Annotated in this window: 14 protein-coding genes; 5 read left to right on the top strand and 9 right to left on the bottom strand. The window is 60.8% G+C overall.

Translation table 11 applies throughout. The features are described 5' to 3' along the window. Positions 1 to 15 precede the first annotated feature (15 nt). The 9 genes from IM299_RS20835 to hypA form a co-directional block, all read right to left on the bottom strand. Positions 16 to 777 carry an ABC transporter ATP-binding protein gene (locus tag IM299_RS20835; protein ID WP_048956599.1) on the bottom strand — a complete coding sequence of 254 codons (762 nt, stop codon included), beginning with the start codon at positions 775 to 777 and terminating at the stop codon, positions 16 to 18. Then, positions 777 to 1,814, bottom strand: a complete 1,038-nt coding sequence (locus tag IM299_RS20830) for an iron ABC transporter permease (RefSeq protein ID WP_028014224.1) — start codon at positions 1,812 to 1,814, stop codon at positions 777 to 779. Before IM299_RS20830 ends, IM299_RS20835 begins: the two co-directional genes overlap by 1 nt. Then, positions 1,814 to 2,812, bottom strand: coding sequence for an ABC transporter substrate-binding protein (locus tag IM299_RS20825; RefSeq protein ID WP_028014223.1), 999 nt, complete (start codon positions 2,810 to 2,812; stop codon positions 1,814 to 1,816). The genes IM299_RS20830 and IM299_RS20825 overlap by 1 nt, the downstream gene beginning before the upstream one ends. 151 nt (positions 2,813 to 2,963) lie before the next feature. Then, positions 2,964 to 5,036, bottom strand: coding sequence for a formate hydrogenlyase transcriptional activator FlhA (gene flhA, locus IM299_RS20820; RefSeq protein ID WP_028014222.1), 2,073 nt, complete (start codon positions 5,034 to 5,036; stop codon positions 2,964 to 2,966). A 63-nt stretch (positions 5,037 to 5,099) separates the two neighbouring features. Beyond that, complete coding sequence (hypE, locus tag IM299_RS20815) at positions 5,100 to 6,110, bottom strand: hydrogenase expression/formation protein HypE (RefSeq protein WP_193358041.1); 1,011 nt, start codon at positions 6,108 to 6,110, stop codon at positions 5,100 to 5,102. Further along, positions 6,107 to 7,228: a hydrogenase formation protein HypD gene (gene hypD, locus IM299_RS20810; RefSeq protein ID WP_193358040.1), complete on the bottom strand. Its 1,122-nt coding sequence runs from the start codon at positions 7,226 to 7,228 to the stop codon at positions 6,107 to 6,109. The genes hypE and hypD overlap by 4 nt, the downstream gene beginning before the upstream one ends. 3 nt (positions 7,229 to 7,231) lie before the next feature. Continuing rightward, positions 7,232 to 7,504, bottom strand: a complete 273-nt coding sequence (locus tag IM299_RS20805) for a HypC/HybG/HupF family hydrogenase formation chaperone (RefSeq protein WP_047364419.1) — start codon at positions 7,502 to 7,504, stop codon at positions 7,232 to 7,234. Beyond that, positions 7,495 to 8,358, bottom strand: a complete 864-nt coding sequence (hypB, locus tag IM299_RS20800; protein WP_193358039.1) for a hydrogenase nickel incorporation protein HypB — start codon at positions 8,356 to 8,358, stop codon at positions 7,495 to 7,497. The genes IM299_RS20805 and hypB overlap by 10 nt, the downstream gene beginning before the upstream one ends. A gap of 3 nt (positions 8,359 to 8,361) precedes the next feature. Beyond that, positions 8,362 to 8,712, bottom strand: a complete 351-nt coding sequence (gene hypA, locus IM299_RS20795) for a hydrogenase maturation nickel metallochaperone HypA (RefSeq protein ID WP_028014217.1) — start codon at positions 8,710 to 8,712, stop codon at positions 8,362 to 8,364. A gap of 211 nt (positions 8,713 to 8,923) precedes the next feature. Here hypA and hycA point away from each other — a divergent pair, with 211 nt between their 5' ends. From hycA to hycE, 5 genes are all read left to right on the top strand, one after another. Further along, positions 8,924 to 9,391: a formate hydrogenlyase regulator HycA gene (hycA, locus tag IM299_RS20790; RefSeq protein WP_048956606.1), complete on the top strand. Its 468-nt coding sequence runs from the start codon at positions 8,924 to 8,926 to the stop codon at positions 9,389 to 9,391. A 70-nt stretch (positions 9,392 to 9,461) separates the two neighbouring features. Then, positions 9,462 to 10,070, top strand: coding sequence for a 4Fe-4S dicluster domain-containing protein (locus IM299_RS20785; RefSeq protein ID WP_028014215.1), 609 nt, complete (start codon positions 9,462 to 9,464; stop codon positions 10,068 to 10,070). Continuing rightward, complete coding sequence (gene hycC / locus IM299_RS20780; RefSeq protein ID WP_193358038.1) at positions 10,067 to 11,881, top strand: formate hydrogenlyase subunit 3; 1,815 nt, start codon at positions 10,067 to 10,069, stop codon at positions 11,879 to 11,881. Before IM299_RS20785 ends, hycC begins: the two co-directional genes overlap by 4 nt. A 1-nt stretch (position 11,882) precedes the next feature. Next, on the top strand, positions 11,883 to 12,806 hold the full coding sequence (locus IM299_RS20775; RefSeq protein WP_048956609.1) for a respiratory chain complex I subunit 1 family protein: 924 nt from the start codon (positions 11,883 to 11,885) through the stop codon (positions 12,804 to 12,806). Between the two features lie 15 nt (positions 12,807 to 12,821). Then, entirely contained in the window at positions 12,822 to 14,531 is a 1,710-nt protein-coding gene (hycE, locus tag IM299_RS20770) for a formate hydrogenlyase subunit HycE (protein ID WP_193358037.1), read from the top strand. Positions 14,532 to 14,538: the final 7 nt, after the last annotated feature.

Here is a 14,538-nt window from a genome sequence, read left to right as displayed (position 1 = left end):
GTCGATCACTCGTCCCTAAACGATAAAGTGAATGTGCTTTTTGCCATGAAACGGCGAGATCTCAATTTTGGTTTTGACCCGGAACACATCCCAAAGCAATGACTCGGATAAGATGTCCTGCGGCGTTCCGGTCGCCACAATTTGCCCCTTCTGCATCACAATCAGCGAGTCGCAGAACATTGAAGCGTGGTTGAGATCGTGGATGGCGACGATACTGGTAACGGGTAATTGGCTGATCAACTGCATCAGCTGCATCTGATGATGGATATCCAGGTGGTTGGTCGGTTCATCCAGCAGGATTTCGGTTGGCGTTTGCGCCAGCGCGCGGGCAATATGCACCCGCTGACGCTCGCCGCCGGACAGGCTCAGCCAGCCCTGCTCGCTGCGGTCCAGCATATCGACACGCTGCAGAGCCGCGGTGACGGTGTCGTCATCCTGCGCGCTCCAGTTAGAAAAAGGGGAGTGGTGCGGAATACGTCCAAGTTTGACCACGTCGCGCACGCGCATATTGGCGTCGGTCATCCCGTGCTGCTCAACGAACGCCACCCGGCGGGCAAGCTGCTTTTTGGCGATGCGGGAAATGTCCTGCCCGTCCAGGGTCACGCTGCCCGAATCCGGGCAACGCAGGCCTGCCAGGATACGCAAAAGGGACGATTTGCCGCAGCCGTTAGGACCAAGCAAACCCACCGTTTCGCCGCGTGAAACCTTCAGCGAGACACCATTGACGATAACTTTTTTGCCTACCTTCCAGGTAATATTTTCAGCGCAGATACTCATCACTTATTCCTTGAGCGGTAGATAATCACGGCAAAGAAAGGTACGCCCACCAGCGCGGTGACCACGCCGACGGGCAGGCTTTGCGGGGCAATCAGCATGCGCGAGGCGATATCGGCCAGCACCATCAGGATCGCCCCCGCCAGCGCGCTGGCAATCAGCAGCGTGCGGTGCAGCGGCCCGAACAGGAAGCGCATGACGTGCGGCACCACCAGCCCTACAAAGCCGATTGAGCCCGCCATGCTGACGATGGTCGCGGTGATCAGGGCCGTGGTGGTAAACAGGGCAAGACGCACCCAGGGCACGGCAATGCCTAAGGAGGCTGCCGCGTCATCACCAAAGGTAAAGGCGTCCAGCGCCCGGGAATAATAGAGGCAGACGGCAAGACCCGCCAGCACGACAACCAGCGCCAGCTGGAATTCCGGCCAGCGCACGCCGCTAAAGCTGCCCAGCAGCCAGAACATCACGTCGCGCGCCTGCTGCGCGCTGGCGGAGGTGCTGATGGTGTAGGCGGTAATGGCGTTGAAAAGCTGAGATGCAGCAACGCCTGCCAGAATGGTGCGTTCATTGCCGCCGCGCGCGCCGTTCGTCAGAAAGGCGACAAACGCAAAGGCGGCGAACGCCCCGGCAAACGCGCCCGCAGAGAGCGACACCGCGCCGGTGCCGATGCCCAGGACGACGACCGACACCGCCCCGGTTGAGGCACCCGCCGACACGCCGAGCACGTAAGGTTCCGCCAGCGCGTTCTTCAGCAGGCTTTGCAGCACGGCACCGCAGATGGCTAAACCGGCCCCGCAGCAGGCCGCCACCAGCGCGCGGCTCAGGCGAAAGTCCCAGATTACGCTCTCATAGATGCGGTTGAGCGGAACGTCGGTCAGCCCCAGCTTATTACCAATAGCGTAAAAGACGTTGGAGAGCGGAATCGACAGCTCGCCGACGCTGACGCCAAGAGCAATCACTAAAAACAGCAGGACAACGGCAAGCAGAGCGGAAGTGGTCAGGATCAGGCCCTGGCGGGCCTGAAGTACGGCTGCCGTCATCAGTTCAGCCCCAGTTTTCTGAGCTGTTCACCCACCTGTTCAGCACCGTAAATCGTACGAATCGTCGGGTTCATCGCCTGACCGTCCATCACCACGATATGGCCTTTTTTGACGGCATCAAGCTGGCTCACGGCAGGATCGCTTTTCAGGAATTTGATTTTCTCATCCGCGTTATCCAGCGCCCAGCGGTTGCGGTCCAGACTGGAGACGACAATCACATCAGGGTTCGCGGCAATAATACTTTCCCAGCCGACGGTCGGCCATTCGGTCTCAGCGGTAATGGCGTTATGGCCACCCAGCACGTTAGCAATAAAACCGGAGGCGCTATTTTTCCCGCCGACATAGGCATCTGCCGAAGGCGAGGCGCTTGAGAACCAGAAAACAAACGAGAGATCTTTTTTGTTTTTACCAAATTCCTGACGCAGGTCGGCCTCACGTTTTTTGAAATCAGCGATAACGGCCTGGCCGCGCGCTTCAACGTTGAAAATCTTCGCGAAATCTTCAATCTCTTTATAAAGGTACGTCATATCCCACAGCGTCTGGCGGCTGCCGTACATATCGCCTGCCGCTTTTTTGGTGGCGCACATGCCTGGAGATAAATAGCTGTTCACGCCGACGGTAGCCAGATCTTCACGTTTTGCGACCTTACTTTCCGGCCCAAGCAGCAGCGGCAGCTGTGCAGGAACAAAATCGGGGTTTTGCGCAAGGATGGATTCAAGAGTCGGAATTTCGACGGTCAGGGTTTTGATTTTTGCATTCTGCTCAGCCAGCTGCGGCAGCACTTTGGTCGGCCAGAAGGCACTGGCTTTGACCTTATCTTCCAGCCCCAGCAGGAGCAAAATTTCCACGGTGTTCTGACCGAGGGCCACGACGCGTTCCGGCGCTTTAGTGAATGTCTCTTTATAGCCACAGTTTTCAATCGTCAGAGGATATGTGGTTGCCAGAGCAGAACTGACCGACGCAATCGCCAGGCCTAACGCGCAGATGACCTTCTTCATGAAACGCTACCCTTCATTAATATTATTTTTGATGCAAATGAAACGCATTATTAAGGCGGAATTTTATACAGAGGAAAATATATTGTGTCAATGAGGGACAATTGCGCAGGGTGACGAAAAGCGGCGCCATAAGCGGCGCCGGAATGTCGGGTTAAAGCAGGCTCTCTTTATCGATTCCCAGACGCTTCATGCGAGAGAGCAGGGTAGTGCGTTTCAGCCCCAGCCGCTGAGCTGCGCCCTTCGGTCCGGCTACCACGCCGTTGGTCTCTTTCAGTACGCGCATAATGAGCTGATATTCATCTTCGCCTTCCTGCGCGACTTCTGCCGAAAGCGTGGGGGCTTCCTGAAGGGAGACTTCAGGCAAAGAGAGCTGCAGCACGTTCCCGCGCGTCAGCAGCACCGCGCGCTCAATGACGTTTTCCAGCTCGCGCACGTTCCCCGGCCACTCCATCGCCGAAAGGGTACGTAGCGTTTCGGCAGGAATACTGTCGATATTCCTCCCCATCCGGCGGGCAATCTTCGCGGTAAAGGCCTTCACCAGCAGCGGAATATCTTCCGGACGCTCGCGCAGCGGCGGCAGGCAGATCGGAAAGACGTTCAGGCGATAGTAGAGATCGCTGCGAAACTCGCGGTCGGCGACCATCTTTTTCAGGTCGCGGTTGGTGGCGGCAATCAGCCGCACGTCGGTCTGGATCAGCTTGTTGCTGCCGAGGCGCTCAAACTCCTGCTCCTGCAAAACGCGCAGCAGCTTGGGCTGCAGCTCCAGCGGCATATCGCCCACTTCGTCGAGGAACAGCGAGCTTTTATCCGCCAGTTCGAAACGGCCCAGCCGCTGGCTGCTGGCCCCGGTAAACGCGCCGCGCTCGTGGCCGAAGAGGTCACTTTCCAGCAGACCCGCGGGCATCGCCGCGCAGTTCATCTTCACCATCCGCCGGCTGTTGCGGTTGCTCAGGTTATGAATGGCGCGGGCTATCAGCTCTTTACCGGTGCCGGTTTCACCGAGGATCAGCACCGTGCTGTCGCTCTGGGCCACCATTTCCACCTGCTTGAGGACGCTGTACATGGCATCGCTGCGCCCGATGATTTCGCCAAACTCGCTGTCCACGTTGTTGAGCTGTTCGGTCAGGGCCAGGTTTTCGTCCACCAGCCGCTCTTTCAGGCGGTGGATCTCCTGATAGGCGAGGGCGTTATCCAGCGCGATGGAAATACGCTCGGCGATCTGGCGCAGCAGCTTCAGGTTGGCGGTGGTAAACACGGCTTCATCGCACTGCGCCAGTTTGAGCACCCCAAGCATGGTGCTGCCGGACATCAGCGGCAGCAGGCACAGGGTCTGAATTTTGTTGCCCCAGGTGTTAAACAGCATCCGCTCGTACGGCGCCACCGGGTCCTGCTCGCTAAGATTCAGCAGCAGGATCTCTTTGCTTTTAAACACCCGCTCAGAAAGGGTGCCCGCTTCGTCCACCTCGCTCTGCTCGTGCGCCGGATTGGCCTCATCAAGATAGTGGGTGGAGTAGATGTTCAGCTTGCCTTTGCGGTTCCCGCGTAGCGCGATGCTGATGGCGTCGATCCTGAAATAGTGGTGGATCTCCTTGGCGACTTCGCTGACCAGCTCGTCCATGTCGAGTCTTGAGAGTACGGCGTTGGTGATGGCGACCAGAATGCGGAAGTTATCGCGCTCGCGGCTCAGCAGGTCGTAATCCACGTTATTGGTGACGCGGCTTTGGATCTGCTCCGCGACGACGGCCACAATCTGCGTGAAGGTGTGCAGCCGCTCGTACTCCGCCTCGCTCCAGGGCTGGTCGGTATTGCGGATAAACTCGCAGCCGCCAAAAATATGGCCCTCCGCCGCCAGCGGCAGCATGCCGTAATGACCGAAAGGCTGATAGAGATTGCTCTCTGCCAGCCGCGGCCATGCCATCCGGAACTCTTCAAAATTGCAGTGCAGCACTTCAGGCCGGGAGAGAATGCGGCGCACCGGGCCGTGCGCGAGGTACGTTTCGTCTTCGTATTCAAACGTTTTGCCATTCTCGCGCGTGGAATAGTAGCTCGCGCGGTGCGTTCCGCTATGCCAGAGCACAATCGCCGCGCTGTCCGCCAGCGCTGATTGCCTGACCAGCCGCGTCAGGGCATCGCTCAGCGCGCCGAGATCGGGCTGTTGTAAAAGTGTGCGCGTGATGTCAAACAGGCCCTGCTGTCCAAGATCGCTCATCGGTGTATACGGCATTATTGCTTTCCAATAGAAACTGGCAAAAAAGAGACTTCACTGCTGACCGCTTATGGCGCGGTTCTAGCAAATTCGGGGTAACGGCTCAGCGTGCGGCAGATCCAGCGTGCGCTTCACGCCATAAAGTCCGGTCAGGCGCACCCCTTTGCGCTCAACCACGTCGCCAATGATGGCCGCGTCTTTCCCTAAGGGATGCGCTCTCAGCTGTTCAAGTACGGCTTCCGCCGCCGAACGTTCTACGCCGATCGCCAGCTTGCCCTCGTTGGCAAAGTTTAGCGGGTCAAGCCCTAAAAGCTCACACAGCCCCCGCACGGCAGGCTTAACGGGCAGGTCGCGCTCGCTCAGTTCAATCCCGCACCCGCTGCTTGCGGCGAACTCGTGGACAACGGCATTCACCCCGCCCCGGGTGGCGTCGCGCAGGGCTTTGATGCCCGGGATGTCGCGCAGCGTCTGGATAAGCGGGGTGAGCACCGCGCAGTCGCTGCGAAGCTCGCCGTCCAGCCCCAGGCCTTCGCGCAGGTTCAGGATGGTTGCCCCGTGGCAGCCCAGCGTGCCGGTTACCAGCAGCACGTCGCCCACCGAAAGCTGCTGCGCGCCCCAGTGAACGTCGGCGGGGATCGCCCCCATGCCGGCGGTGTTGACGAAGAGCTTATCGGCCGCGCCGCGCTGGACCACTTTGGTATCCCCGGTGACGATAGCAATCCCCGCCTCGCGGGCGGTGTGCGCCATGCTGTTGACCACTGCCGCAAGCGTCTCCATCGGTAATCCTTCTTCGAGGATAAATCCGCAGGAGAGGTAGCGCGGAATGGCGCCGCTGACGGCCACGTCGTTGGCCGTACCGCAGACGGCGAGCTTGCCAATATCGCCGCCCGGGAAGAATAGCGGGTCAATCACGTAGCTGTCGGTGGAGAACGCCAGCCGGTCGCCGTGTGCGGTGAGGGTTGAGAGCGCGATGCGCGCCTGATCCTCCTGCTCGGCGAGCCAGGGGTTATTAAAGGCCTCCATGAACAGCCGGTTAATCAGCTGCTGCATCGCCTGTCCACCGCTTCCGTGCGCCATTTCCACCGTGTTCATGCTTCACACTCCTGGTTGCGATACTGATACCACGCGGCGCATGCCCCTTCAGAGGAGACCATCAGCGCGCCAAACGCGGTTTGCGGGTTACAGGTGTTGCCAAATAGCGGGCAGTGATGAGGTTTGCATTTGCCGGTAAGCACCTCGCCGCAGCGGGACCGGGGATCGTCGCACACCTGCTGCGGCTGAAGGCGGAAGTGCGCTTCGGCATCAAATTCGCGATAGGCAGGCGTCAGGCGCACGCCGGATTCCGCAATCAGCCCCAGCCCGCGCCACTCGCTGTCGCCCTCAACGCTAAACACGTCGGCAATCGCCTGCTGCGCCCGTTCATTTCCCGCATCGGGCACCACGCGGCGGTACTGGTTTTCGACCGCGCTCAGGGACGCTATTTTCTGCTCAACCAGCATGGCTACGCCTTGCAGTAGATCAAGCGGTTCGAAACCAGCTACCACTAACGGACGATTGTACTGATCAGCGATAAAACCGTAGGCGTCTGTGCCAATCACCATGCTGACGTGGCCCGGCGCCAGAAACGCATCGATGCCGTTGTCTGGCTCTTCGAGCAGGCTGCGCAGCGTGGGAATGAGCGTAATATGCTGGCAGAAAAAGAAAAAATTAGTGACGTTGCGCGCTTTCGCCTGCTGCAGCGTGATGGCCGTAGCGGGCATGGTGGTTTCAAAACCCAGCCCGAAAAAGACGACCTTGCGCTCAGGGTTAGCCTCTGCCAGCGTCAGGGCATCCATCGGCGAGTAAACGATCCGCACGTCCGCGCCGCGCGCCTTCGCCTGCAACAGCGAGCCGTTTTTCCCCGGCACGCGCATCGCGTCGCCAAAGGTGCAGAAAATGACATCGGGCTGGCCGGCAATTTCGATGCAGCTGTCGATACGCCCCATCGGCAAAACGCACACCGGGCAGCCGGGGCCGTGAATAAACTCGATGTTCTCCGGCAGCAGCTGGTCGAGGCCAAACTTGAAGATGGCGTGCGTGTGCCCGCCGCACACTTCCATGATCCGCAGCGGCCTTTCGTTCGTGTAGTCCAGCAGCGCCGCGCGCGTTTTCAGATGTTCGATAAGCTGCATCACCTGTTCTGGCGCGCGGTATTCATCAACGTAACGCATAGGCTAGCACTCCTCGCCGTACAGGAGCGCGCCCACGTCCGGCTCCACGTCAAACATGTTTTGCAGCGCGTCCAGCGTGTCGCGGGCTTCCGCTTCGTTAATCACGCTCATCGCAAACCCCACGTGGACCAGCACCCACTGGCCGAGGCGCGACGCGCCCGTCTCATCGGTGCTGCCCACCAGCGTCAGGTCGACGTCGCGCAGGATGCCGCAAACCTCCACTTTGGCCTGATTGCCGTCGAGGGAATGGATTTGTCCCGGTACGCCTATGCACATCGTTCGCTCTCCAGCCAGTCCAGCCAGGCGGCCATGCCGTCGCCGCGCGTGGCGGAAACCAGCAGGATGTGAATGTCCGGGTTCACCTCGCGGGCATAGGCAAGGCACTTATCCACGTCGAAGTTCAGGTACGGCAGCAGGTCAACTTTGTTCAGCAGCATGAGGGAGGCGGCGGCGAACATGTGCGGGTACTTCAGCGGCTTGTCCTCTCCTTCAGTCACGGAGAGCACCGCCACTTTATGCCGTTCGCCGAGGTCGAAGCTTGCCGGGCATACCAGGTTACCGACGTTTTCGATAAACAGGATGCCGTTATCCGCCAGCGGCAGGCGAGGGGCGGCGTCGGCAATCATCTGCGCATCCAGGTGGCAGCCCTTGCCGGTGTTAACCTGAATGGCGGGCGTCCCGGTTTCGCGGATGCGCGCTGCGTCGTTAACGGTTTGCTGATCGCCTTCTATCACCGCGCAGGAGATGCGTTGGTTCAGCCGTTTGAGGGTTTCGGTCAGCAGGGTGGTTTTACCGGAGCCGGGGCTGGAGACCAGGTTGAGCACCAGCTGTTGACGCGCGGCAAAGCGGGCGCGGTTGCGGGCGGCAAGCTGGTTATTTTTGTCCAGCACGTCGATCTCCACCTCCAGCATCTGGCGCTGGCTCATGCCCGGCGCGTGGGTGCCCGCTTCGCCGTGGCCGTAATGCAGGTCGCCCGCGTCGGAACGCTGCGGCGCAAAGGTGATGCCGGTCAGGGCCGCCGCAGGACGCGGGGCAGGGGAAAAAGGCGCGGAGCGAAACGCGGAGTGGGGACGGTGTTCATCCCCTTCTATATACAGGTTGCCTTCGGCGCAACCGCAGGTGCTACACATACATTACTCCTTCTCGATTTCGAGGCGTTGGATCTGCATACCGTCATCCGCCACGATGCGAAGACCCGTGCTCTGACACTGCGGGCAGCGCTGAACCTTTGATGAGAGCAGGGTGACGTACTGCTGGCATTGCTCACACCAGCACTCCGCCTGCTGCTCGTCGATATGCAGCGCGCAGCCTTCCGCCAGCGTGCCGCGGCACACCAGCTCAAAACAAAAGTTCAGGGCGCTGGTCTCGACGCAGGAAAACGCCCCGACCTTCAGCCAGACGCCGGTGACGCGCTTCGCGTGGTTTTGCACTGCCTGCTGTTCGATAAGTTCCAGAGCCCGCTGGCAGAGGGTGATTTCGTGCATGACGCCTCCTCAATGATTTGCGCCAGTAAATGCAATAACGGTGCCAGCTTGATTTGCGTTACGGCGTGACGATGTCAGCGCTGTCGAAATGACACGTCGACACGGCGGCGTTGACAGTATCTTTTTTGATAAAAATCATTCAAATCAACACATTAAAAACTGGCACGGAATCTGCTTAACAGCCGCTATCTCCATAAACCGGATACCTTCTATGACTATTTGGGAAATTAGCGAAAAAGCGGATTACATCGCGCAGCGCCACCAGCAGCTTCAGGATCAGTGGCACCTCTACTGTAACTCTCTGGTTCAGGGGATCACCCTGTCAAAAGCCCGACTGCATCATGCAATGAGCTGTGCGGCGCAGGGGGATATGCGCTTTGTCCTGTTCGGTCATTTCACGGTCTTTGTGACCCTGGCAGACAGCTTTAACAGCCACACCATCGAGTACTACGTTGAGAATAAAGAGGGTGAAAAACAACGTATTGCGCAGGCGCAGCTGATGGCCGACGGCATGGTCGACGGCTACGTCAGCAACCGCGATCGCCAGCAGGTACTTGAGCACTATCTGGAGAAAATCGCGCCGGTTTACAACGGTCTCTACGCCGCGGTTGAGCACGACTTGCCGGTCGACCTCAAACAGCTCGTCGCGGGAAAGGCCCCCGCAAATCTTGCCAGATAACCGAATGTCGAAAAGTGTCGATGAGACAGTTTTTCGTCGTCAAAAATGACCATCACCAGAGGATTGCCCGGTGAACCGTTTTGTAATTGCTGACTCGACGGTCTGTATTGGCTGTCGGACCTGTGAGGCGGCGTGTTCGGAAACGCACCGCCTGCACGGGCTGCAGTCCATGCCGCGCCTGCGCGTCATGCGTAATGAGAAAGAGTCTGCCCCGCAGCTCTGCCACCACTGTGAAGATGCCCCGTGCGCGGGCGTCTGTCCCGTCAATGCCATCACCCGCGTCGATGGCGCGGTCCAGCTGAACGAAAGCCTGTGCGTGAGCTGCAAGCTGTGCGGCATCGCCTGCCCGTTCGGTGCCATTGAATTCTCCGGCAGCCGCCCGCTGCATATCCCGGCGAACGCCAATACCCCGAAAGCGCCGCCTGCGCCACCGGCTCCGGCACGCGTGAGCACGCTGCTGGACTGGGTGCCCGGCATCCGCGCTATTGCGGTGAAGTGCGATCTGTGCAGCTTTGACGAACAGGGTCCGGCCTGCGTGCGGACCTGCCCGACCAAAGCGCTGATCCTGGTTAACATCCGCGATATCGCCCGCACCAGCAGGCGCAAGCGCGAGCTGACCATTAATACCGACGTCGGCGATCTTTCGCTTCTGCAGGCGCTAAACGAGGGGGCGAAATGAACGCGATATTTATGATTAACAGCGCCGTGGCGTACTTTGCCGCTGCCGCCGCGCTGGCGCTGGTGTTCTCTTTCCATAAAACCCTGAGCGGCTGGATAGCCGGTATCGGCGGGGCGGTCGGCAGCCTGATGACGCTGGCGGCGGGCGGTGTCGCCCTGCTCGGCGGACAATCCGTAGAAACACTCATGCCGCTGATTCGCCATACCGTGGCGATTACGCCGCTGAACGCCATCTGGCTGGTGACCTTTGGCCTGTGCGGGCTGTTTATCAGCCTGTTCAATATTGACTGGCACCGCCATCAGCAGACCAAAGCCAACGGCCTGCTGGTCAATCTGCTGATGGCCGCCGCGGTCTGCACGGTTATCGCCAGCAACCTCGGCGCGCTGGTGGTGATGGCCGAAATCATGGCGCTGTGTGGCGTGTTCCTGACCGGCTGCAGCGCCTCCGGCAAGCTGTGGTTTGCGCTCGGACGCCTCGGCACGCTGCTGCTGGCGCTGGCCTGCTGGCTGGTGTGGCAGCGTTTCGGCACCCTGGACTTTGCCGCGCTTAACGGCCAGCCGCTGGGGAACGACGTCTGGCTGCTGGGCGCAGTCGGCTTTGGCCTGCTGGCCGGGATTATCCCGCTGCACGGTTGGGTCCCGCAGGCGCACGCGAATGCCTCTGCACCCGCCGCCGCGCTGTTTTCGACGGTGGTAATGAAGGTCGGTTTGTTCGGTATCCTGACGATTACCCTGACGGGCGGTCAGCCGCCGCTGTGGTGGGGGGTAGCGCTGCTGATTGCGGGGATGATCACCGCCTTTGTCGGCGGGCTGTACGCCCTGATGGAGCACAACATCCAGCGTCTGCTGGCCTATCACACCTTGGAAAACATCGGCATCATCCTGCTCGGCATGGGCGCGGGCGTCACCGGGCTGGCGCTCAACCAGCCGGCGCTGATTGCCGCCGGGTTTATCGGCGGTCTGTATCACCTCGTCAACCATAGCCTGTTCAAGAGCACCCTGTTTCTCGGCGCGGGCAGCGTCTGGTTCCGCACCGGCCATCGCGATATCGAAAAGCTCGGCGGGATTGGCAAAAAGATGCCGATGATTTCACTCGCCATGCTGGTGGGGCTGATGGCGATGGCCGCGCTGCCGCCGCTGAACGGCTTTGCCGGAGAGTGGGTGATCTATCAGTCCTTCTTCGCGCTCGGCCAGAGCGACGCGTTTATCGCGCGGCTGCTCGGCCCGCTGCTGGCGGTGGGTCTGGCGATTACCGGGGCGCTGGCGGTGATGTGCATGGCGAAAGTCTATGGCGTCACCTTCCTCGGCGCGCCGCGCACCCGTGAAGCGGAGAACGCCTGCTGCGCCCCGGTACTGATGGCCACCAGCGTGGTCGTGCTGGCGCTGTGCTGCATTGCGGGCGGGGTTGCCGCGCCGTGGCTGCTGCCGCTGCTGGGCCACGCCGTTCCGCTGCCGCTGGCGACGGCGCATACCGTTGTCTCCCAGCCGATGATGGCGCTGCTGCTGATCGCCGGGCCGCTCCTGCCGTTCGTGCTGATGCTGTTCTTCAGACGCGACCGTCTCGCCTCCCGTTCGCGCGTCGCGGCGTGGGCCTGCGGCTACGAACACGAGCCGTCGATGGTCATTACCGCCCACGGTTTTGCCATGCCGGTGAAGGAGAACTTCGCCGCCGTGCTGAAGCTGCGCCAGTGGCTTAACCCGCAGGGCTGGGTGCCGGGCTGGCAGAGTGCTGCCGTGCCCGTGCTGTTCCGCCGACTGGCGCTGATCGAGCTGGCGGTGCTGGTGGTGATTGTGATTTCACGAGGAGCCTGACATGAGTCTTTTACTGGCAATTCTTCAGGCGCTGGTGCTGTTCGCCGTCGCGCCGCTGCTGTCGGGCATCACGCGCGTGGCGCGCGCCCGAATGCACAACCGTCGCGGGCCTGGCGTGCTCCAGGAGTACCGCGATCTCTTCAAACTGCTCTCCCGCCAGAGCGTCGCGCCGGATGCCGCGGGCTGGGTGTTCCGCCTGACGCCGTTCGTGATGGTCGGCGTGATGCTCACCATCGCCACCGCGCTGCCGGTGGTCACGGTAGGCTCGCCGCTGCCGGTGCTCGGCGATCTGATTACGCTCATCTACCTCTTCGCCATCGCGCGCTTCTTCTTTGCGATTGCGGGCCTGGACACCGGCAGCCCGTTTACCGGCATCGGCGCCAGCCGCGAGGCGATGCTCGGCGTGCTGGTGGAGCCGATCCTGCTGCTGGGGCTGTGGGTAGCCGCGCAGGTTGCAGGTTCGACCCACATCAGTTTTATCACCGACACCGTTTACCACTGGCCGGTGGCCCGCTCCATCCCGCTCGTGCTGGCACTCTGCGCCTGCGCGTTCGCCACGTTTATTGAGATGGGCAAGCTGCCGTTCGATCTCGCGGAAGCGGAGCAGGAGCTGCAGGAAGGGCCGCTTACCGAGTACAGCGGCTACGGCTTCGCGGTGCTGAAGTGGGGCATCAGCCTTAAGCAATTGGTGGTGTTGCAGATGTTTGTTGGCGTTTTCTTCCCGTGGGGGCAGATGACGCACTTCTCTGTGGGTGGCCTGCTGCTGGCCGTGGTGGTTGCCGCCCTCAAGCTGCTGGTCGGCGTGCTGGTCATCGCCCTGTTTGAAAACAGCATGGCGCGCCTGCGTTTTGCGGCAACCTCGCGCATCACCTGGGCCGGTTTTGGTTTTGCATTTTTAGCGTTCGTCTCCTTGCTGGTGGCGTGATTAAAGAGAGTGTTTATGTCTGAAGAAAAGAAAGGTCAGCAGTATCTCGCCGCGTTGCATCAGGCTTTCCCCGGCGTGGTGCTGGATGAGTCCTGGCAAACCAAAGATCAGATCACCATTACCGTGAAGGTGAACTACCTGCCGGAAGTGGTGGAGTTTCTCTATTACCAGCAGGGCGGCTGGCTGTCGGTGCTGTTCGGTAACGACGAGCGTCAGCTGTGCGGTAACTACGCGGTGTACTACGTGATGTCGATGGAGCAGGGCGAGAAGTGCTGGCTCACCGTGCGCGTCGAAGTCGACCCGAATAAGCCGGAATACCCGTCCGTGACGCCGCGCGTGCCTGCCGCTGTCTGGGGCGAGCGCGAGGTGCGCGACATGTACGGCCTGGTGCCGGTCGGCCTGCCGGACGAGCGTCGTCTGGTGCTGCCGGACGACTGGCCGGATGAACTCTATCCGCTGCGCAAGGACAGCATGGATTACCGCCAGCGTCCGGCCCCGACCACCGACAGCGAAACCTACGAGTTCATCAACGAGCTGGGCAGCAAGAAGAACAACGTGGTGCCGATCGGCCCGCTGCACGTCACCTCCGACGAACCGGGCCACTTCCGCCTGTTCGTCGACGGCGAGAATATCATCGACGCCGACTACCGCCTGTTCTACGTCCACCGCGGCATGGAGAAGCTGGCGGAAACCCGCATGGGCTACAACGAGGTCACGTTCCTCTCTGACCGCGTGTGCGGCATCTGCGGCTTCGCCCACAGCACCGCCTACACCACCTCGGTGGAGAACGGCATGGGGATCGTGGTGCCGGAGCGCGCGCAGATGATCCGCGCCATTCTGCTGGAGGTGGAGCGCCTGCACTCGCACCTGCTGAATCTCGGCCTTGCCTGCCACTTCGTCGGCTTTGACTCCGGGTTTATGCAGTTCTTCCGCGTGCGCGAAGCGTCGATGAAGATGGCGGAGATCCTCACCGGGGCGCGTAAAACTTACGGCCTGAACCTGATCGGCGGGATCCGCCGCGACCTGCTGAAAGACGACATGATCAAGACCCGCCAGCTGGCGCAGCAGATGCGCCGGGACGTGCAGGAGCTGGTGGACATGCTGCTCAGCACGCCAAACATCGAGCAGCGCACCGTCGGGATTGGTCGCCTCGATCCGGAAATTGCCCGCGACTTCAGCAATGTCGGCCCGATGGTGCGCGCCAGCGGCCACGCCCGTGACACCCGCGCCGATCACCCGTTCGTCGGCTACGGCCTGCTGCCGATGACCGTGCACAGCGAACAGGGCTGCGATGTTATTTCTCGCCTCAAGGTGCGTATCAACGAGGTCTACACCGCCCTGAACATGATCGACTTCGGCCTGGACAACCTGCCGGGCGGTCCGCTGATGGTGGAGGGCTTCACCTACATTCCAAACCGCTTTGCCCTCGGCTTTGCCGAAGCGCCGCGAGGGGATGATATCCACTGGAGCATGACCGGCGACAATCAGAAGCTCTACCGCTGGCGCTGTCGCGCGGCGACCTACGCCAACTGGCCTACCCTGCGCTATATGCTGCGCGGTAACACGGTCTCTGACGCGCCGCTGATCATCGGCAGCCTCGATCCATGCTACTCCTGCACCGACCGCATGACGGTGGTGGACGTGCGCAAGAAGAAAAGCCAGGTAGTGCCGTACAAAGAGCTTGAGCGCTACAGCATCGAGCGCAAGAACTCGCCGCTGAAATAAGGACACG

The organism is Enterobacter cloacae complex sp. P47BA (assembly GCF_014930485.1).
Taxonomy (GTDB): Bacteria; Pseudomonadota; Gammaproteobacteria; order Enterobacterales; family Enterobacteriaceae; genus Enterobacter; species Enterobacter bugandensis.
This window is presented reverse-complemented; position numbering and strand designations above follow the sequence as displayed.